At 63.6% G+C, this 20,609-nt stretch carries 16 protein-coding genes; 10 read left to right on the top strand and 6 right to left on the bottom strand.

Annotated elements, in window-relative coordinates; genetic code table 11:
• The first annotated feature begins 28 nt into the window (after positions 1 to 28).
• From ACW176_RS17685 to ACW176_RS17660, 6 genes are all read left to right on the top strand, one after another.
• A complete protein-coding gene (locus ACW176_RS17685) occupies positions 29 to 610 on the top strand; it encodes an RNA polymerase sigma factor (RefSeq protein ID WP_492110065.1) in 582 nt (193 codons plus the stop codon).
• Positions 603 to 1,643, top strand: coding sequence for a FecR family protein (locus ACW176_RS17680; RefSeq protein WP_492110064.1), 1,041 nt, complete (start codon positions 603 to 605; stop codon positions 1,641 to 1,643). Before ACW176_RS17685 ends, ACW176_RS17680 begins: the two co-directional genes overlap by 8 nt.
• A 562-nt stretch (positions 1,644 to 2,205) precedes the next feature.
• Positions 2,206 to 4,467, top strand: a complete 2,262-nt coding sequence (locus ACW176_RS17675) for a TonB-dependent receptor (protein WP_492110063.1) — start codon at positions 2,206 to 2,208, stop codon at positions 4,465 to 4,467.
• 85 nt (positions 4,468 to 4,552) lie between these two features.
• Positions 4,553 to 6,280 (top strand): carboxylesterase/lipase family protein, encoded by a 1,728-nt coding sequence (locus tag ACW176_RS17670; RefSeq protein ID WP_492110062.1) that lies wholly within the window; start codon positions 4,553 to 4,555, stop codon positions 6,278 to 6,280.
• Positions 6,281 to 6,312: 32 nt separating this feature from the next.
• On the top strand, positions 6,313 to 7,347 hold the full coding sequence (locus tag ACW176_RS17665; RefSeq protein ID WP_492110061.1) for an alpha/beta hydrolase fold domain-containing protein: 1,035 nt from the start codon (positions 6,313 to 6,315) through the stop codon (positions 7,345 to 7,347).
• Between the two features lie 4,301 nt (positions 7,348 to 11,648).
• Complete coding sequence (locus ACW176_RS17660; protein WP_492110060.1) at positions 11,649 to 11,891, top strand: hypothetical protein; 243 nt, start codon at positions 11,649 to 11,651, stop codon at positions 11,889 to 11,891.
• Between the two features lie 112 nt (positions 11,892 to 12,003).
• On the opposite strand, the gene ACW176_RS17655 is transcribed toward ACW176_RS17660, so the two are convergent.
• On the bottom strand, positions 12,004 to 12,609 hold the full coding sequence (locus ACW176_RS17655; protein WP_492110059.1) for a TetR/AcrR family transcriptional regulator: 606 nt from the start codon (positions 12,607 to 12,609) through the stop codon (positions 12,004 to 12,006).
• A 58-nt stretch (positions 12,610 to 12,667) separates the two neighbouring features.
• Complete coding sequence (locus ACW176_RS17650) at positions 12,668 to 13,312, bottom strand: RNA polymerase sigma factor (RefSeq protein ID WP_492110058.1); 645 nt, start codon at positions 13,310 to 13,312, stop codon at positions 12,668 to 12,670.
• 255 nt (positions 13,313 to 13,567) lie between these two features.
• Between ACW176_RS17650 and ACW176_RS17645 the strand changes: the two genes are divergently transcribed.
• Positions 13,568 to 15,868 carry a TonB-dependent receptor gene (locus tag ACW176_RS17645; protein WP_492110057.1) on the top strand — a complete coding sequence of 767 codons (2,301 nt, stop codon included), beginning with the start codon at positions 13,568 to 13,570 and terminating at the stop codon, positions 15,866 to 15,868.
• Positions 15,869 to 15,896: 28 nt separating this feature from the next.
• On the opposite strand, the gene ACW176_RS17640 is transcribed toward ACW176_RS17645, so the two are convergent.
• From ACW176_RS17640 to ACW176_RS17625, 4 genes are all read right to left on the bottom strand, one after another.
• The gene (locus ACW176_RS17640) at positions 15,897 to 16,496 is read right to left on the bottom strand and encodes an RNA polymerase sigma factor (protein ID WP_419254636.1); all 600 of its coding nucleotides are present in this window, start codon (positions 16,494 to 16,496) and stop codon (positions 15,897 to 15,899) included.
• 296 nt (positions 16,497 to 16,792) lie between these two features.
• Positions 16,793 to 17,323 (bottom strand): cupin domain-containing protein, encoded by a 531-nt coding sequence (locus ACW176_RS17635; RefSeq protein ID WP_419254637.1) that lies wholly within the window; start codon positions 17,321 to 17,323, stop codon positions 16,793 to 16,795.
• A 126-nt stretch (positions 17,324 to 17,449) separates the two neighbouring features.
• Positions 17,450 to 17,899 (bottom strand): hypothetical protein, encoded by a 450-nt coding sequence (locus ACW176_RS17630; protein WP_419254638.1) that lies wholly within the window; start codon positions 17,897 to 17,899, stop codon positions 17,450 to 17,452.
• 29 nt (positions 17,900 to 17,928) lie between these two features.
• Entirely contained in the window at positions 17,929 to 18,537 is a 609-nt protein-coding gene (locus ACW176_RS17625) for a HupE/UreJ family protein (protein ID WP_492110056.1), read from the bottom strand.
• 161 nt (positions 18,538 to 18,698) lie between these two features.
• Here ACW176_RS17625 and ACW176_RS17620 point away from each other — a divergent pair, with 161 nt between their 5' ends.
• The 3 genes from ACW176_RS17620 to ACW176_RS17610 all read left to right on the top strand — a co-directional run bounded on the left by ACW176_RS17620 (position 18,699) and on the right by ACW176_RS17610 (position 20,607).
• Entirely contained in the window at positions 18,699 to 19,535 is an 837-nt protein-coding gene (locus tag ACW176_RS17620; protein ID WP_492110055.1) for a DUF4198 domain-containing protein, read from the top strand.
• Positions 19,536 to 19,659: 124 nt separating this feature from the next.
• Complete coding sequence (locus tag ACW176_RS17615) at positions 19,660 to 20,274, top strand: lytic transglycosylase domain-containing protein (RefSeq protein WP_492110054.1); 615 nt, start codon at positions 19,660 to 19,662, stop codon at positions 20,272 to 20,274.
• Positions 20,275 to 20,280: 6 nt separating this feature from the next.
• Complete coding sequence (locus tag ACW176_RS17610; RefSeq protein WP_492110053.1) at positions 20,281 to 20,607, top strand: TrbC/VirB2 family type IV secretion system protein; 327 nt, start codon at positions 20,281 to 20,283, stop codon at positions 20,605 to 20,607.
• Positions 20,608 to 20,609: the final 2 nt, after the last annotated feature.

The raw sequence follows: 20,609 nt of genomic DNA, 5'->3' as shown, positions 1-20,609 counted from the left end.
TGGTGGAGCTCAGGAGCAGCAGCCTACAATGTCGCCGATGCTGCGTGCCTTTCTCGACAACGAGCGGGGGTTGAAGCGCTTCTTGAATCGCTTCTTGCCCCGCCAACAGGATGTCGATGACGTGGCCCAGGAGACCTTCCTGCGGGCATTCGCGGCTGAGGCGGATCAGGAGGTGCGCGATCCAAGGGCGTTTCTCTACAAGGTGGCCCGCAATCTGGCTCTGAACGAGCGCTCGCGGCTCAGCACGCGTTTGACTGGCGCGATAGAGGATTTCCCCGACCCGTCGGTCCTTGGTCAGCAGGATCAGGTCACGGGCGAGCAGATGCTGGAAGGGCGTGAAAAACTGGCCATCTTCGCTGACGCCGTTTCGCGGCTGCCTGACCAATGCAGACGGGTCTTTCTGCTGCGAAAGGTGCAAGGGCTCTCGCAGCGCGAGGTCGCCGCCCAATTGGGGATTTCCGAGAGCACGGTGGAAAAGCATGTCGCAGCAGGCCTGGGGCGGTGCATGGACCACCTGCGCAGCCTGGGCTATGAGGTCGGCGGCGGTGCGCCGGGGCCGACCTTAGCGGGCGTCCAGCTTTCGCGGAAAACACGGTCCGGCGATGTCTGACACCTCAAATCTGTTGAACTTCACCGGTGCAGGGTCACTGGAAGCTCAGGCCGCCGATTGGGTCGCCCGGCTGGATCGCGACGACGCGACAGACGCCGACCGCGCCGCTTTCGAGGCCTGGCAGGCGCGCAGTCCGCTGCATCGACGCGCCGCCCAGCGGTTTGAGTCGCTGTGGTCAGGACTGGACGAACTGGCGGCGCTCTCAGCAGCCGTCGACATCAAACCAAAAGCCGGGCCCGTCTGGATCACACGGCGCGCCATTTGGTCGGCCGCTGCCGCTTTGACGGTCCTGATCGGCGCCGGACTGGTCGTGCACACCATAACAAGACCGCAGATCCAGACCTATGAGACCGCCGTCGGCGTGCAGCGCACAGTGACCCTTGCCGATGGCTCAAGCGTGCAGCTCAACACCGACACTTTGGTCGAGGTCCGCTACTCCAACCAGGCTCGCGATCTGCGACTGTTAAAGGGCGAAGCGTTTTTCGACGTCGCGCCGAACAAGGCCAAGCCGTTCTCCGTCTATGCCAGCGACGGCGTCGTGCGCGCGGTCGGCACAGCCTTCGTGGTCCGGCTGCAGGGCCGTGAGGTTGACGTTACCGTCACCAAGGGCGTTGTGCAGCTATCGTCAGTTTCTGGTCGCACCAGCACAAGCCGGCTGGAAGCCGTTGCGGCCCTGCCCCGACGCCCTCTGGCGACCCTTCATGCAAACAGCGGAACCGCCGAGGCCAGCGTCGTAGATGCCCAACTGGTGCGCCGGGCCGATGTGGCGCCCCAGGAAGCGACCCGCCGCCTGGCCTGGCGCCAGGGCATGCTGGTGTTTACCGGCGACGACCTCAGCGAGGTGATTGCCGATGTCAGTCGTTATACCGACGTCTATATCGAGATCGCCGATCCACAATTGAACCATCTGAAGGTCGGCGGCTACTTCAAGGTCGGTGAAGTTGAACCGATGCTGGAAGCACTCGAATCTGGGTTTGGCGTACGGGTTGAGCGGCTTGACGCCAAGCATGTCAGGCTTACGGCAGGGGCCTGAACCGGGTCAGGTCCGCCGGCGCGCGCTGTAGAAATTCCGCCGCTTGAAAAATTAATCTGACATATTGCCTGCCAGTATGGAGGATTTCCTCTGGCTGTCGGTCTTCTTCCCCAAGGCCGGTGGCCTGGCGACATCTGTGAGCCAAACACCGAGTCAGAACATGGGGACGGAAGGACAGGGATTGCGGTTTCGGGTGCTGGTTTGCCTTGCGGCAGGCTTGACCTTTAGCGGCTCTGCGACCGCTCACGCCCAAGGCGTGGCGCCTCGCTGTGACGTCGAGATCGCTGAGCCGACGCTTGGACCCGCGCTTGTTGCGCTGGCCACCCAATGCGGCGTGTCGCTCCTCTACCCCTATGAGCTGGCCGGAACGCGAGGCATTCGACCCGTAAAGGGGCGGCGCACAGTGACAGAAGCGCTGAAGATCATGCTTCTGGACAAGCCACTCACCGGCCAACTGACAAAAAGCGGGGTCATCACGATCTCGCAGTCAGGGGCTGAGGGGGACGTCGAGATGCCACGCTCAAACCGCACTTCACTTCTGGCTGGGGCGTCCGCCCTGATCATGAGCCTCGTGGGCGTCAATGTCGTTCACGCCGACGAGGCCAACAAGGTCGACAAGCCAGTAGTTGTTGACGAACTGGTCGTCACGGCCAGCAAGCGGGCCGTCTCGATCCAGGACCTGCCGCAAAGCATCACGGCCATGACGGGCCAGGACCTGGCGGCGCGGGGCATCGAAAACTACGAAGACCTCACCCGCACCGTGCCCGGCGTGATCGCCACTGGCGGGTCGAACTTCAACAAGTTTGTCGTCCGTGGCATCCAGACATCAAACGGCACCAGCAGCAGCGGCGAACAGAAGCTCGTCGCCATCTATCTGGACGACCTGCCGCTGACCTCGTTCTCTGTGGTGACGCCCGATGTGCGTCCCTACGATATTGCCCGGGTCGAGGTTCTGCGCGGACCACAGGGCACGCTGTTTGGCTCGGGTTCGCTGGCGGGGGCTATCCGCTACATCACCAACAAGCCGGACTCGACGGGCTTTCACGGCTCTCTGGATGTCGATATCGGCCAGACCAAGGGCGACTCCAATCGCCGGCGCATCAGCGGCATGGTCAATATTCCGCTGATCGAAGATCAACTGGCGGCGCGGATCGTCGGCTACTCGCGCGATGAAGACGGCTGGGTCAACTATGCCGGCGCCGGTCGCAAGAACACCAATACCGCCAAGGATTGGGGCGTGCGCGGCTCCCTGCGCTGGACACCCACGGACCGGTTTTCCGCCACCCTGATGGTGACCAGCGACCACAACGATGTCGGCGATTCCTCGCTCTATGATCCGACCCTTGGCCGCAACATCGCCAAGCGGGACTTTCCCTTCCAGGTGGACGTCGACGTCAACAACTACAATCTGTCCGCTGAATATGATCTGGGCTGGGCCGATCTGACGTCGTCGACCGTTTACGCTACCGCCAAAACGGGCTGGAATCTGGATCTGGACGGGGTCCTGACCGCCTTCCTGCCCTACTATTTCCAGGAACACATCGATACCAAGTCGGTCGTCGAGGATGCCAGGCTGGTGTCCAAAAAGGGTGGCAAGATCGACTGGGTTGCGGGCCTCTTCTACCTGGACCAGGAAAGCGACTATGCCGACGTCTTCAATACCAGCCAGGCTTTCCTAGACAGCCTGAAGCTGACCGGCCTGACGCCGATCCTGTCGCCAAATCCTGACCTCAGTCATGACCTGCGCACCAAGAAGAATTTCGAGGCGGCGCTCTATGGCGAGCTCAATTACCACCTCACCGAAACCCTTACCGTGACCGGTGGTCTGAGGGCTTCGCAGTACGAGTTCTCCGACCAGGGCGTTGGCGGCAGCAGCTTCACCACCCCCACCTTCGTGCCGCTTGTTTTCAACGCCCTGTTTGGCGGTGGCGGCGCGGTGATCACCAAGGTTCCGACCGGCCTGACGGTCAAGAATACGACCGGCAAGCAGAGCAAGGTCATTGGCAAGCTGGGCGTGGACTGGAAGCCCTCGGCTGACCAGACCTTCTACGCCTTGGCCTCGCAAGGCTTCCGCCGCAGCCATCCCAACGGTCCCTCGGCCAGCAATGGCGGCAAGAGTGTGATCAACCCAAGCGATCCGGCCATCATTCCGGTGATGGCCGAGGCGGACTCGCTGTGGAACTACGAGGTTGGCTCCAAGTCGATCCTGCTGGACGGGCGGCTTCGCTCCAACCTTGCAGTCTATTACATCGACTGGGGTCCGATGCAGGTCCCACTGGTCCGCTCATCGGACGCGACGCCCTATGTCGGCACCGTCGGCAAGTCGCGGTCGATCGGGCTGGAGGCGGAGTTCGATGCCCGCATCACCAGCCAACTGGACGCCGGCCTGAACCTGACCTTTCAGAATGCCGAGGTCACTGACCTGACGCCAACCGAAGCCTTGATCTCCGGCGCGGTGGTCGGGGCGCAGCTGGCCTCACCTGACTTCAAGGCCGGGGGGTATGTGAAGTACGGATGGACGCTGGCGAACGGTTCGGAAATGTATGGTCGCCTCGACGGCCAGTATGTCGGATCCTATGTCAATACTTTCCCAAACACCGCTGGTGCGGGGACACCCAATGCAGCCTTTGCCAAAATTCCTTCCTACACCAACATCAATGCCAGTCTTGGCTGGTCTCAAGGCAATCTGACAGCCTCCGCCTACGCGGAAAATCTGACCAATAATCAAAGCGTCATATTCATCGATGCCGCCAACTATTCTCTCAATCGCTACAGCACGCTTCGGCCCCGGACCCTCGGTCTGCGACTGGGCTGGAAGTACTGACGTCGCTGCGGCGCCAGCCTTCCCGGCGCCTTTGTGATCGGCCCGGGCGCAATCCTGCGCTCGGGATGTCGTGAAAGAGACCTCTATGTCCGTTCGGATGATCCTCGCAGCGCTGGTGTCTGCCCCCTTCCTGATCCTGGCAACGGGGGCGGCGGCTTCTGAAAGCGACATAAAGTTGGCTGCGCCGCAGGGCGCGCTGCTTGGCGAGATGAGCGCCGACGGCAAGGTCGCGCAATTCAAGGGCCTACCCTATGCCGTTGCGCCGGTCGGCGTGCGGCGCTGGACCGCCGCCGCGCCCGCGCCAGGCTGGACAGGCGTCCGCGACGCCCGGCATTTCGCGCCGATCTGCATGCAGGCGCCGATGCCGCCTGAACTCTCGTTCGGCCCCGGCAAGACACAGCCGGTCATCTATGCCGAGCCAGCGGCTGCAATGAGCGAGGACTGCCTCTATCTGAATGTCTGGACCCCTTCGGCCGATAAGGCTCGCAAGGCGCCGGTCATGGTCTGGATCCACGGCGGCGGCTTCGTCGGCGGCGGCGCCAGTACGCCGACCTATGACGGCGCCGCGCTGGCCCGTAAGGGCGTGGTGGTGGTCTCCCTGAACTATCGGCTGGGCGTCTTCGGCTTCTTTGCCCACCCTGAGATTTCCGCTGACGCGGGACATGGTCCGGTCAGCAATTTCGCCGTGACCGATCAGGTCGAGGCCCTGAAATGGGTCAAGGCCAACGTCGCGGCGTTCGGGGGCGACCCCGACAACGTCACCGTCTTCGGCGAGTCCGCCGGAAGCTGGGCGGTGAGCCTGCTTATGGCCACACCGCTGTCGCAGGGACTGTTCCACAAGGCGATCGGTGAGAGTGGGGCCTACCTCTATTCAATGCCCAGCCTGGCCTCAGCTGCGTCCGGTCTTCCTTCCGCTGAGTCGACTGGCAAGGCGTTTGGGGACCGCGTCGCGCCCGGCGGGCTGGCTGCGCTGCGCGCCCTTTCAGCCCAGGCGCTTCTGGACAAGACGGCGTTCGCGCCGGGCATCCCCAATTTTGGCCAGTTTCTGACGGTGGACGGCACGGTGTTCAAGCGCCCCGTCCGCGAGACCTTCCTGCGCGGCGAGCAGCATGCCGTTCCGGTGATGGTCGGCTTCAATGCTGACGAGGGCTCGGGCCTTTCAGATTTCGGCGTCGTCGCCCAAACTCCCAAGGACGCGGCAAGCTATGAGGCGCAGGTGACCGCCCGCTTCGGCGATCTGGCGCCAGCCTACCTCAAGCAGTACCCGTCTGGAGACCTCACCGACGCGGTTTTCAACGCCTATCGTGACTCCGAGTTTGGCTGGCGGATGGAGCACTGGGCCGATCGCATGGCGGCGGTAAAGTCACCCGCCTGGCTCTATTACTTCTCTCACGTTCCGCCGGTGGGCGAGGTGCAGCGATGGGTGTCCTTTGGCGCCGACCAGCGGAAACTTGGCGCGTTCCATGCCAGTGAGATCGCCTATGTCTTCAATAATGCGAGCCTGCAGTTTCTCCCCGGCCAGACACCGAGGGCCTCCGACCTGGCCCTTGCCGAGGTGATGTCGGACTATTGGGTGGCCTTTGCCAGGGCGGGCGATCCCAATGGCGCGGGGCGTCCGGTCTGGTCGCCCTACCTGTTTTCCGACCGTCGCTACATGGCCTTTGATGGAACGGCCCGGCCAGCTGTCAATCTCCTGCCGGGTAGTCTTGAGCTCCACCGCGCCATCGACGAGCGTCGGGCTCGGCTTGCCATTCCCTGGGACGGCGGGCAGGCTGGCCTTCTGGGCCAGGCCGTCTCTGCAGCGTCGCACTAGTCCAAATTTCAACCTCAAGACCAGGATCTCCCATGGCCTCCAAGATCGCCGAAGACCCCCGCATTGACCCTCGCATCAAGGCGATCTTCGGCGCCGCCGAGTTTGGCATCGGCGCTGGCGACGTCTCAAGCCGCGAGGAACTGCTGGTCCAGGAATGCAGCCCTGAGGCGCTGGCCGCTGCGGCTGGCCTGAAGGCCTTTCTGGACATGTGCGACAATGAAATGGTGGCGCCGTCGACGGGACTTGTCTGCCGAACCGAGCAGGTCGTTTCAATGCCCGACGGCAACCTGATCAATATCCAGTTCATCCGTCCTGATACGGATGAATGCCTGCCTTGCGTCTACTATATCCATGGCGGCGGCATGGAGCGTCTGTCGTGCTTTGACGGCAACTATCGCGCTTGGGGCAGGATTATTGCTGCCCGCGGAGTGGCGGTGGCCATGGTTGATTTCCGCAATGCGACCCTTCCATCCTCCGTCAGCGAGGTGGCGCCGTTTCCAGCAGGCCTAAACGATTGCCTCTCTGGCCTGAAGTGGGTTCACGCCAATAGCGCGGCCCTGAACATCGACCCCGCCCGGATCATCATCGCCGGTGAAAGCGGCGGCGGCAACCTGACCCTGGCGACGGGCTTGAAGCTCAAGGCCGATGGCGATCTGGGTCTGATCACCGGCCTCTATGCCCTGTGTCCCTATATTGCCGGCCAGTGGCCGCTGGAGGAGCACCCGTCCTCGACGGAGAACAACGGCATCCTGCTGCAACTGCACAACAACCGGGGCGCCATGGCCTATGGCATCGAGGCGTTCGAGGCCCGCAATCCGCTGGCCTGGCCGGGTTTTGCGACGATTGAAGACCTGCGGGGCCTGCCGCCTATCGTGATCAGCGTCAACGAATGTGATCCGCTGCGCGATGAAGGCATCGCCTTCTACCGGCGACTAATGGCGGCAGGCGTCAGCGCCCGGTGCCGCCAGGTGATGGGCACGATCCATGGCACGGAGATCTTTCCGATCTGCTGCCCGGACATCAGTCGCGACACCGCCAGCGACATCGCCAATTTCTGTGCCCGGTAAGGGCCTGCAGCGAAGCGAATGAGCGGAGGCGTTGTCCGAGGAGCAACGTATTTTCGGGCAGGGGCGAGCCAGCAAACTGCTGAGCTGGCCTCTTCCTGTTTTCTTGAAGCGAAACCCGTGTTTTTGGAGCGGCTTGAGAGTCTCCTTTTGGCGCGTACGGGCGCGCCGCGCTGGATTACTTTCGACGGTGGCGCTGAAGGCGATGGTCTTGCCATAGCGGATAAGGATCAGGGACCCTGAATGGCTGTTCTGGTCTTCGCCGGGGCACCAGCGCCAATCGGCGTCGACGAGCCGCTGTGCGCTTTCCCCGGTCCCGTGCCGGGCCAGGGCGGCCATGGCCAGGCCCGCCCGGTTCGTGTCCGGGTCGGTCATAGACATGTGCAGCGTGTCCAGGATCGCCGGACTGGGGGTCAGGTCGGTCAGGGCGAGATAGGCGAACAGCAGATTCCGCGTGTCGCCGGTCACAGAAGCGAGCCGCGCCTCGACCTGCGGGGTGTCCGCCGGCTTGAGCGAGGGCTCGGTCGAATAGTGAACGCCGTCACAGCCCGGCGACAGGATCAGATCTAGCTGTTGGCTGGCTGTCATGCGCCAGGCCAACATGTCGAACAGGTTGCGGTTGGTGTAGCCGTCGTGTTCCGTCTGGCCTGGCCCGGCCGCGCGGGCGACCAGCAGCGATTGCAGCGCGTCCAGCGCCGGGGCCTTGAGGGCGGCCAGGCGGTGGCGCAGCATCACCGCGCCAAAGCGCAGGCTCATGTCGCTACGCAGGCTGACCTCACGCGCAAGGTCGTCGATCTGCTGGCTCAGCAGGGTCGGGTCCAGCCGCGCCAGGACCGGCTCGAGGTCGCGGAAGGCGACATCTTCGACGGTCTGACCCATGTGGGCGGCCAATTCGGTCGGAGCCCATCGCTGTCTAGCGGCGCGACGCGCCTTCGCGGTCAAGGACGTGGCGAACTGCACGGACGGGTCCCACATCCAGATCTTGAGGCGGTCCAGGAGCCGGTGGGCCGGCAGCTGCGATCGCGATACGGCCTGGACGTGCCTTCGCTCCAGAGCAAAATAGGAGCCGCCTGGATCGCTGAGATAGCGGGCGTAGTGCTGCCCGTTGTCGAGATCCCCGAGCCGGTCAAGGCGGTCGATGGCGGGTTGATCGGCGTCGTCGCCGATGAAGTTGAGCAGGTAGGCAGCGGCGGCCTGGGCGACCGAGGGCCGCGCGGGATCCGCTAGTCCCGCGATCTCGCCGGCGGCGCCGCGCAACGCGGCGTCCAGGAGTTCTGGGTCCCGTGTATTGAGGCGAGACGTCCACCGCAGTGCATCGGTCCCGGCATGGCTGTGGCCGATGGCCATGGCGACCGCGGCGTTGCGGAACGCTTGGACGTGAGCCGCCAGGGGCGCGTTGCGCATCAGCACCGCCGCCAAGTGTAGGAGGAAGGGCTGGTCGGGGCCGGGCAGGAACTCGATATCGGCGCCGAGGATCGATTGGGAGCCTGGACCCGGAAGTGTTCCTAGCGTCTGGTTCAGGCGCCGCCCGCGCGTACTGGTCACGCTGAAATTGTTTGACTGATGCGGATCGGCCAGACCGATATAGCCGGCCCATCTTTGCGCGCGCTGCAGAGAGAGGGTTTGAACCGCGGGGTCGCCCGCCGCCTGGCGCAGCGCTTCTTCCAAAAGCGTTATCGCCATCCGGTTTGGGGCGCCTTTGGTCACAAGCCATTCAAACGCGTCCGCGTAGGCCGCCGCATCGGCCGTCACGTAGCCGTTGAGCTCGCCTTCGGTGTCTGACGGTAGGTTTTGAGACGTTAGCCAAGCGCCGAGAAGCCCGGCCCGCAGGGGCGTTGGATCGGGCGTGGCGACCGTCCAGCAGAAGGCGATCGCGGCGGCGGCGGCCAGGGCCTGGCCTCGCTTGTCCGCGCCCAGGTTGGGCAACAGAACGTCCAGCGCTTCGACGACCGCTGCCGCGTCGCCAAGACCTTGGGCGAGGAGATCCTCGATCAGGGCCATGCCGATCGCCAGGGGTGCCAGCGCTTCGTCCAGGCTGATCTTGGCACCGAGCCTTGGAAACAACCGGCCCTCCCGGATCTGGGCCAGACCGGCGTCGATCTGGTCGGGCGCCAAGGCTGAGTTGGCCAGGGCGGACTGAACTTCGTTGAGATTGAAGTTGCGCGTGCCCTGGAGCCACTTTCCGCCGAGTTCGGCGAGCAGGGCCTCCCAGGCGCCCGCGTCGAGTTTGTTGTCGCTGAAATTCACCTGCGTACGCAGGTCTTCCAGGATCAGCCGATTGACCGTGACCTGGGCGTCGTCGGACACCTGATCCCACAGCCGGCTGGCGACTTCGAAATAGCGGGGGGTGCGTAGCAGCGCTTCCAGCGAGCCGCCGCTAAGCTTTTGCATCAACGCCTGGCGGCCCACGGCCGCGAGGGCCAGGCCCAGTTCGCCATCGTCGAACGGACTGACCAGAATCCAGCTTGGGGCGCTGTCCAGGACGCTACATTGCGCCCTGATTTGTTCGGCTAGCCCTGGGCGAGCCGACAGACACACCTTCAGCCGGCCCAGCCAGCGGGGCGTGCGGGCCTCGATCAGCAAATTGCGCCACTTGGCCAAATGGTTTTCGTTCAGACCATCAAGGACGAGAACGAGCCGTCTTGGATCCGGGGTCGACGGCGTTTCGGGAAACCAGGTTTGCAAAAGCTGGTGCCAACCCTCCTGGGTCCCCGTTCGTGTACGGGTACGCAGCGCCTCCGACAGCAACTCGGCCAGGCCTTGGTGGGGCGCCAACTCCCGACTCGAGATCATCAGCACGATGTCGTCAGACCGCGGCAGCGCGTCGAGGGCGCGCGCCGTGCTCCAGGATTTGCCGACACCGTCCTCGCCGACCACGAGCACCGGGACGTCGTCTTCCGACCTTAGCGCTTCGCTGATCGCGCCCTCGGTGGCGGGTCGAGGCACATTAATCCTGAGGTCTGGCGCATTGATCTGCAGAGGCTGGCCCAGGCGATTGCGCGCTTCAAGCCGCGAAGCGAAGGCCTCGCTCAACCAGCGCCGGACCATGAGGGCCGTTGTAGTCCAATCGAGCGCCGGAATGTCTGTCGCGATCAGCGCGACACGCTCCTGGGTCGCCCAGCCCTGCCGACGATCGATCAGGTCGGCCCACTCGCTGGCCGCCAGCAGCTTGGACTGGAAGGTGCCGACAAATACCCCCGACAGGATCGCGACCTCGGTGTCATCGTGGCTGATCGCGGTTTGGGATTTCGTCGCCGGGAAACGCTTGCGATAGAGCGCGGCCACCTGTGGCGCCGTGAAGGCTTGGGCGGGTTGCTTGGCGGACTGACGCGCCAGGGGGCGAAGATCCTGGGCGATGAAGGCTTGGCTGGTGAAGGTGTCGCGATGGGCCGGCGCGGCGTTCGTGGCCTGGGCGAGCGCGAAAACGAAGGCTTCCTCGAACTGTTCCTTGCGCTTTTTTCGGGTCCAAAAGAACTTGCCGGCGGCGATGGCCAGAGCGGCCAGCTTGGTCAGGAATGTCAGGTCCATGATTCTCAACCGTACACTTAGGGCCTGGCCATCGATCGAAGATTGAGCGCAAGCTTCGCTTCTAGCAGTCTTAAGGGCGACGGGAGAACCCGTCGGCGGAAATAACCACGGCCCCGCTAGAGAGGCTGGCGGCTACTATCGCCGTGACTGCTAGTCCTGGCCTTCGAGTTGGCGTCTGCGCTAGCGAGTAGCCGATCTACGAAGGTCGAGTTTCTGGAAGTGAGCCAATGTCAGCTATTGGCGCGTATCGGAAGTCGCGCCATCAATTCTGGGCAACTGGGTGGGGCTGGTCCAACCTGCAGGCCGCGACATTTTTTTCGGCTCTGACCATCCGTTCGACCACAACAATACGTAGGATCAGAGCCACTCCCTGTCGTTGTGGCGTCGCTGGCCTCGGAGGCCCACGGACAAGGAGCGCGCCGCTGATCTCGACTGGTCATTTTGGGGAACGCGGCCGCCGCATGTCCTGACCCGGAACGCTCACAACGGAGCATGTCCGATTCGGAGATTGGGAACCGGTCGCAATTCGGTGCGTTCGCCTCCCGAACGCTTGCCTTCTGGCGGGCGGGAATGGATCGGCCGCTTAGGCAGCGCGCTGTAAACTGAACTTCCGTTGATGTTGATGCGCCGCCGGCGCCGGGAGAGCAGGGGAGCCCCCGTCTCTGCTGAGTTGAGCGAAACTAAACGTTGTTGATGGCAAAATGTGGTGCGATTTCAAACATACGACAGCAATGCTGGAGTTCATAGTGGCTGATGTTGCGCTTGGGGGTCCGGATATGTCAGCCGATGAAGCGCTGGCGCTTGATCTGGCCCTTGGCATCCTGCTTCAACCCCTGCTCGGCGTTGCTGAAGCGAGGCGGCGCGAGGATGCGGACTTCAGACGCCTGGTCGAGCAGATTGAAGTGCGGCTCTTCCAGGAGGAGGCGATCAACAGTGATCGGCGGACAGCCGATATATCGCCTCGTCCTGAGACCTGGAACGCCATCCTAAGCCAGATTGCAAAGCGGCAGGCATACTGACCCGCCGCTCTGGACGGCAAGGCCCCAGCGGCGATCATAGTCCAGGCCTGCGGTCCGATCGCCGGCAGCAGTACCAGCCTCAGGATGATCGTCGTCCAGGCGCGGGCGGCTCTTAGGTTCCGGCGCCGCGACGAATAGCGTTGATCGCCGCTACAACGCTCGCGTGGGCCTCCGCTGCGTCGTAGCCGAGGTTCCGTTTCAGGAACACGAAGTTCTCAGTGCTCATAAGCGTCAGCATGGATGCGGCGACTTGTCGCCGTGTCAGGTCATCGAAATCCGGATGTTCAAGACCGAGCATCCGGATGAGGTTCCGGTAGCCGATTTCGTAGAGCGGTTGGCGCAGCTCACGGCCGATCGGCGAGAGATAGGTCTCGCTCACCACCTGTCGATCGTCTTCCCAGGTCCGGTAGCGCGCCGCCAACCAGACCAGGAGATCGTCAATCGTTTCAGGCAGTTTGAGTTCAGGCCCGCCGACCGCTCGCTCAAGATGCCATTTGATGAACGCGCGGATCAATTCGTCGCGGGTCCGGTAGTGGCGATAGACCGTTTGCTCGGTGACCTCGGCGATCCGCGCCACCTCCGCGATGCTGACCGCCGCGAGATCCGAGTTTCGGATCACCGTGGCGACGGCGTCCAGAATGATCTGAGAGGTCTGCTCGCGCATGCGCTGGCGTAGCGGGCTCTGATAGGGCCCGCGTGGCGGATCGTCGTTGGTCACGGACGGCGCCCTCGGACGGTCCATGTCCCGGATAGGGGGCTCCAGACTGAGGCAGGCCTCATGCGACCGCCCGACAAGCGTCCGGCATCGGCGCTGCTGCGGTTAGGTCCTGCGTCAAGGCTGTCCGCAAACGCTTCAGGCTGCGTTGCGCCCGCGCCTTTGTGGTCGGGGTCGGGACGTCATCCTGCTGTGCGACCTCCCTCTGGGTCCAGCCTTGGACGACAACTCGACGGACAATGCTCAAATGTTCCGGGGCGAGACCACTCAGCGCTACGCTCAGGTCCAGGCGGTCCTCGATCGGGTCCGACGCGGCCGGCGGGTCGGGAAGCTCGTCCAGGTAGAGGACATAGCGGGCCAGGACGCGATCGCGGCGAAGCCGGTCTATGGCGGTGTTGCGCAATATGCTGATCATCCAGCCCATGACGTAGCCGCGCAGGCCGTCGAATCTGCCCGCGTTTGTCCAAATTCGCACATAGGCTTCCTGAAGCACATCTTCGGCGGCCTCCCGCTCATTTAAAATCGATATCGCACGCCCCATAAGGCAGCGCGAGGTGCGGAGGTAAAGGCGCTCGAATGCCCGCCTGTCGCCCCGCCCTGTGGCGGTTAGAAGGTGCAAAAGGTCCTCATCTTCGCCGTCTCGGGCGGGGTCCGGGGCGATAGAAGGCGCCGCAAGAGACTGGGCGGCCTGCGCGTCTTCGAACATGTCACGCCTCTCCATCACGGGTCGGCACACGAAAATTCCGCCACGTGGACGACTGTCGTGTGATGGACTCAAACTACATGATGGTATCACTAACATCAAGTATGTATCGATCAATCGATCCTCGCCAGGGTGGCCCGTGAGAAGGCTGGGGGATCCGAAGGGTCGCGGTAGGCGCTTTGGCGGACGACGTCGAAAGGCTGAAACGGTGCGGCAGACACTTAGATCGCCGGTCATCCTTGATGCGGAACGTCGGTCATGCGCACAGTCCGGCTCAAGGCAGGGGAGCGGTGCCACTTGGGGGCCTTTCGGACGCTCAAACAGACCTCCTTGCCCGCGCTATGCATTGCGGGCTGGTGGATGCTGTTGGCGGCAAGCCCGGTAGAGGCCGCCGAAGCGCCTTTACTGGCTAGATCTGTCGATCTGCAGGACGTCATCGTCACAGCAAGGCGGAGGCCTGAATACGCCTCTGACGTGCCGATCTCTCTATCGGCGCATACAGGGGCCGCGCTCGAGCAAAGGCGACTGTACCAGCTTCAAGACCTGAACCAGCTCTCCCCGAGCTTGAAAATCAGCTACTTCAATCCACGCGGAAGCTACGTTTCCATCCGCGGCATTGGCCACAGTCCGGCGAGCGACGGTCTGGAGGCCAGCGTCGGCGTCTTCATGGATGGGGTCTATCTCGGGCGGCCCGGCATGGCGGTCTATGATTTGACGGACATCGACGATGTCGAAATCCTGCGTGGACCTCAGGGGACTCTGTTCGGCAAGAACACCAGCGCCGGCGCCATCGTCATCACCACGCGGCCGCCGAGTTTTTCGCCGGAGGCCAATCTCGAAGCCTCCGCTGGCAGTAACGCCTTTATCCAGCTTCGCGGGTCGGTATCCGGCCCCATTCTCGACGACAGGATTGCGGCGCGACTGTCTGTCTACGACACCCAACGGGCCGGGAGTGTCCGCAACGACACAACCCATGCCCGGTATAACGGCAGCGACCGGCAGGGCGGCCGCATCCAGTTTCTGTTCCAGCCCTCGACCGATCTTCGTCTGCGCCTGATCGGGGATTATCACACCGAAGACGATAGCTGCTGTCTGCTGGTGGCCGGCTCTTTCGGCGCGCCGACATCAACCTATCTGTCCCGCGTCGCGCTGGCCGGCGGAACCGCGATCCTGGGCGGGGAGCGGTACGCCACCTCGGCCAATGGGGCGGCCCGCGTTGCCGTGCGGCAGGGCGGCCTCACCGCCAACATCACCTATGATCAGGGCGCAGCCGACGTCACGTCCGTTACCGGCTATCGCGCCTGGCGGTATCGCTCGGTGTTTGATGGCGATCTGTCGAGCGCCGACGCCTACGATTCCGCAGCGGTCCCTACAGACTACTGGCAGTTCAGCCAGGAAATCCGGGTGGCCAATCATTCCGGCGGCAAGGTCGACTGGGTCGGCGGGATCTACTATTTTCGCCAGTCGTTGCACTCTGATCTCAGGCTGGCCTTTGGCCGCCAGGCGGCCAATTTCCTCGGCAACACCGCGACACCTCCGCCCGTCCTTGTCGCTTTCAATGGCGTGACGAGTTCGACCCGCTCGGCGCTCGATTCGGAAAGCGCCGCCCTCTTTGGCCAGGCGACATGGCGGTTCAGTCGGCGGCTGGATCTCACCATGGGCCTGCGGGGCACGTTTGAACAAAAGTCCGGGGTGGTTGACCGGGTCCGCAATGCCGCACAGTCCGCCTATCATCAGGCCGTGTCGGTGGATGATTTCGATCCTTCGGGCACGCTCGCCCTGTCGTTTGCCCCGGGCCCGGATCTGCATCTCTATGCAAGCTATGCACGCGGCGCCAAGGCCGGCGGCGTCAACCCCACAGTCAGCGCCTCGCCAGGTGATCTCGTCGTGCGACCTGAGCGCACCGACAGCTACGAGATCGGCGCGAAGTCACGCCTCCTGGAGGGACGCCTGCGGGTCCGCGGGGCGATCTTCCTGGCCAAGATCAACGGCTATCAGGCGACCTACAATCGGCTCTTCGGCGCGATCCTGTCCAATGTCGGCGAGGCTTCAACCCGCGGTGTCGAGCTGGAGGCCCATTGGTTGCCCACGTCACAACTCCAACTGACGGGCAGCGCATCCTACAACGACGCCCGATATGACAGCTATCTGAATGCGCCCTGCGCCCCTGAGAGAAGTCCGGCTCCAAGCTGCGATCTCAGCGGCCGGCCCTTGTCGGATGCGCCCCGCTGGATCGCCAATCTGGCTGCGGAATATGCCCGGCCGATCGGCGCCGGGGCGCTGCTGAAAGTCGGCGCGGACTATGGTTTTCGCTCCGGCTACTACGGCCACCTTGATGACAGTCGCTATTCCCGCCTGGGGAACGTGAGCATCACCAATGTTCAGCTCGGCGTCGAGCTGACCGCTTCCCGGATCAAGATCCAGGCTTGGGCCAAGAACATCGCTGACGTGCGCTATCTCGAAAGCTATCCGCTTGGCGGGTCGACAATCTATGGCGCCTATTTCGGGACGATCGGCGCAGGCCGCGCCATCGGACTTACGGGCGCCAAGAGATTCTGATGCGCCCAGGGGGAGCCGCCGGGGCCGTCTAGTCGTCGTCCAGGTGCCGTCGTAGTTGCTCGAGGCTACGGCGGATCTGGGACTTCAGCGTGCCCAGGGGAATATTTAGGTCGTCCGCAATCTCCTCATGCGTATGCCCCTCGACGAAGGCGAGGCCCAAAACCCTGGCCTTGCTGGGCCCAAGTTTCGTCAGGCCCGCAGTGAGGTCGAGGCGCGCCGCCGTCGGGGGCTCAGGCGTGGGCAGGCGGTCGACATAGTCGTCCAGATCCTCGTGCAGCGCGCGGTCGCGGCGAAGCCGATCGATCAAAGCATTGCGCAGGATCTTCCAGATCCATGGCATCGGCGCGCCCCGCAAAGGATCGTATTTCCCCGCATGGAGCCATACCCGGACATAGGCTTCCTGTACGACGTCCTCTGCGGCGTCGCGGCGCGACAGGATCCGCACGGCAAGGCCCATCAGACGGCTGTTGGTGTTGTCATAGAACGTCTTGAAGGCGGCGCGATCCCCCTGCGACACCCGCATCAGGAGGATCGCAAGTTCAACCTGTGGGTCGTCCGGCGACGGCTGGGCTGCCGCGCCGGCGGAATCGGGGTCTCCGTCGTTCGAAAGCGTGGAAAGTTCGCTCACAGGTCACCCCTTCCGATGGCGTTTGGCGCAGATCGAATGGCGCCTGTGGAGCCACGACGGACGACATCATGACCGGGGCTGTTCAACCAAAATGCGATAGCTCATTCCACTTTGAGACTACGTCCGCCGCGCCCCGAAGGATGCGCCGCGGCGGCCAAACATCGTCTGCTGGCGGGCTACCTTCCGCAGGCGCCCCATAACCGCTCTCTCGCCGCAGCCCGGCCGGGCGATCCATGCGCGCTGAAAGGGGGAGGGCCGTCGTCAGGGCCTGGCGGCGTCCTAGGGTAGCTGGTGGCCTAGGCAGCAATCACGCTTCGAATGTAAAGCAGCGCCCCGGATCGGCTGAAGATCTCAGGATGATCGCGATCCGGGAAGGCAAGATGGAAGTCGCCCTGCCGCACTGTAACGTCATCAAACTCGAACTCACCCTCCAGAACCAGGCATTCCTCGACGCCGGCATGGGCGTGGGCAGGAAAGGTTGCGCCCGGCGCCATGCGGATCATGACAGCTCGCCAGCCCTGGCCTGGATCAGCGTAGAGTTGACGCTTTGTCACGCCTGGATAGAGATCTTCCCACGCGCCATCGTCAGCGCGAACGGTGAGGGTGCCGTGGTGGGGGGGCGTCAACGCGTCAATCTGGGCGTCCAGCTTGGCCCAGAGCCCTGTCGGGGCGGGCGAATCGTCGGGCAAGCCAAGCGCCGCTACGCCCTCGCTCCACTGATCGGCTGACATCTGGAAAGCTGCAGAATCCTTGATACGCGCCCGGGCCGCCTTTTCATCGAAAGCGCCCTGCGCGAGGTCGGTGGTATTGCTCGTCGAAAAACTCATGACGTCAACGCCTCCTAACTGCCAACCCCAGGCCGTCTGGGCCCAAGTCCTTCACGCAACCGGGACTTTTGGGATGCCCTGAGCGCGCGTCGCAGCCTGACATTATGAATTTGACGCTCCTCTGCGTCAATTCATGTGATCTGGTGTGTATCCGGGTGTGGGGATCAGCGGCAACACCGCCGCCAGCACAGCGATCGTCATAAGCCAACTGGCCGCGACCTTTGGGATGATCGCCTTGCCCTGCGAAACCATCCACGCTCCCGGAAGAATGATGAGAAGACCCGTGGCGGCGAAAACAAGGTCCAGCGGCCGGCCCGCCAGCCCGATCAGCAATCCGCTCCAGACACCCGCATTGACTCCGGCAACGAGGGCCAGCCTGCCGCCAATGCCGTGGGGCCAATGGACCAGAGCGGCGGTCAGGGTGATGCTGAGCCATCCGCCTAGGAAGATCGCCTCGGTCCAGGCGCTCGGTAGTCTCACGGTGCAGAGCAGGGCGGATAGACCAAGGCAAAGCGCGATCGCGATCAGGGCCTGTCGACGGGGCGCGAACGAAAGCGCCACCGCAAGAGCGGCCATGAGCAAAGCCGGAGGGAGCGCACCCCCTCTCATGAGCCTACCGCCTGTACGATGAAGAAGGCGCCGCTCGCGGCGATCAGTCCCCCCGTGCCCGTCATGATCCGAGCGCCCAAGCTATACTCCTTCAGGACGCTCAGAGCGATGCCGCAGACATGCAAAAGGCCCGTCGAAAGGACAAAGCCCGCGCTGTAGCCGACAGGATCTGCGGCTGAGGGGAGCTCTAGTCCGTGGGCGTAACCGTGGAACAAGCCAAACATCGCCACGACCAGGCAGGCTGCCCAGTTCGGCGGCTTGAGACGAAACGTGATCGCCAAGCCCAGCAACAGAACCGAAAGGGCAATCCCGATCTCGACGGGTGGCAGCGAGGCGCCTGCCATGCCGAGGAGCGCTCCAAATGCCATGAGGCTTGGGAAGATGACTGGCAGGGCCGCCACCAGCGGGCGGCCCAGATAGGCGCCCCAAAGGCCGACGGCGACCATGGCCAGCATATGGTCAAAGCCCGCCAAGGGGTGGAGGAATCCCGTGCTGAAGCCACCCGCCAGGCCGGTTCCGTCATGGGCGCTCGCGGGTCCAGCGATCAGGAGAACCGTGACGGCCAGGCTCGTGATCGCCGTGCGTGAGAGTTTTTGAGACCACACGATTGGAACCTCCAGAGGGTACGCATTCGGATCCAATACGGTCTGCGGCGAGCGTCTGGATGCGTCATTACAGAAAGTTAATGTAATTGAATTGTTCTTTAAAAATAGATATTTAAGGGGCTTTCAATTGGTGCTGGGAGCCCTTTTCAATGAGATTTTCCATGCTGCGAAAGGCCCGCGCTCTGACCCTCGTCGCGATACTGAGCCTCGCGCCCGCCGTCGCCGGCGCCCATGACTACTGGCTCCAGCCCCGAGACTTCTGGGTCGCTTCTGGCGGGGCCGTTCCGATGTCCATTCAGGTCGGCCATGGCCCTTCGCGGCAGGCCTGGCCCATTGATCTGGGGCGGGTCTTGCTTTTCCGGTCTCGCAGCGGCGCAGGCGATGCTGATCGACGCAGAGAACTCCGCTCGGGGCCGACGGGCGAGGAAACGCGTCTGATCTTCAAGACGTCCGGCGTGCATGTCCTGGCGCTTCAAACCACGCCGACCTTTAGCGATTTGCCTGCCCTGAGGTTCAACGACTATGCGCGCGAGGAGGGGCTCGCGCCGGCGCTAAAGTGGCGAGACGCCCATGCGCAGACCGACAAGCCGGGCCGAGAATACTATAGCCGCCGCGCCAAGGCGTTGGTGCGTGTTGGGGATCAGCCGGGTCCGGACGTCCTGGTCACGACCCCAATGGGCCTCAACCTCGAAATCGTCCCGGAACGTAACCCCTATACGCTGCCTGCAAACGAGGGGTTGCCTGTTCGGATCATTTTCGAAGGAAGGCCTCTCGCCGGCGCGACGGTCAAACTCACCAATCTGGACTTCGACAATCGTCCCCTGGCTGTTCGCCAGACCGACAAGAATGGTCGCGCAGTCTTTCAGGTGCCGCGTCGTGGCACTTGGCTGATCAACGTCATTTGGACAAAGCCGACGCCGGGCGACGCCCGGGCGGATTTCGAGACGACGTTCTCCAGCCTCACCTTCGGTTATCCGGCCGGGCCCGCCAAGCCATGAGGGGCAGACACCGTCGGCAGTGAAAATATGCAAGCCGTCGGACGCGGATGCATCCGTCAGACAGGGCCGGGCGTAGGTGAAGGCGAATGACCTCAGTTCAGGGGTCGAGCCTCCGGGGACCTTGATGTCATACGCCCGATCTTGGGCGGGCGAGCCAAGCCCGCCACCGGTTCTCCGGATCGTTGTCTGTTTCGTCGCAGGGGTGGTGGTCGCCTCGACCGCTCAGGCTCAAGTCCTGGAGATCGGCCAAGCCGGGCAGGTAACAACCTATTCCGGCCCGATGGTGTTCGACGAAACGGGTGGGCGAGAGCTTGTTCAGTCACGCCCTGTGCGGGCTTTGGGCGGCATCGTGCCTTCCGCGCGGATTCAGTCGGCCGCGCTCGCCGCCGGCGTCAGCCCACGGCTCGTTGAAGCCGTGGCGCGCCAGGAATCGGGCTTTCGCGCCGACGCAATCTCGCCCGTCGGGGCGATTGGGGTCATGCAACTGATGCCGGCCACCGCACGGGCACTGGGCGTGAACCCATACGATGTCGACCAGAATCTGCTCGGCGGCGCGCGCTACCTTGGCGGTCTGCTCCGCCGCTATGACGGCAATCTTACCCTGGCCCTTGCCGCCTACAACGCCGGACCTGGCGCTGTAGACCGCTACGGCGGGGTCCCCCCTTACCGCGAGACCCGGCGCTATGTCGTTGCGGTGTTGAGCAACCTGGCGCGCCACCCGCCCCTTGATCTGGAGTGATCGATCATGAAATTTCTGTCTTCCAAGCTCTATCGATTTGCTGTTGTCGCAGCCGCTTCAATGGGTCTGGCTCCGGCCGCTCACGCCCAGAGCGCGGCGATGGATCCAGCCGGCTCCGGCGTGATCTTCAATGCCGTCGGATGGTTGCAGGGCACCCTGCTGGGCAATGTCGCCACCTCGCTGGCTGTCATCGCCGTGGGCGCGACGGGCCTGATGATGTTGACCGGCCGGATCGACTGGCGAAGAGGCGGCACAGTGATCCTGGGCTGCTTCATCGTCTTTGGCGCCGCCGCGATCGTTGCGGGCGTCAAGTCCGCAGCCGGGATGGGTTGAGT

This window comes from Caulobacter sp. FV1ye13L, from assembly GCF_058681155.1.
Note: the sequence above shows the minus strand (reverse complement) of the source record. Positions and strands in the feature narration are given on the sequence as shown.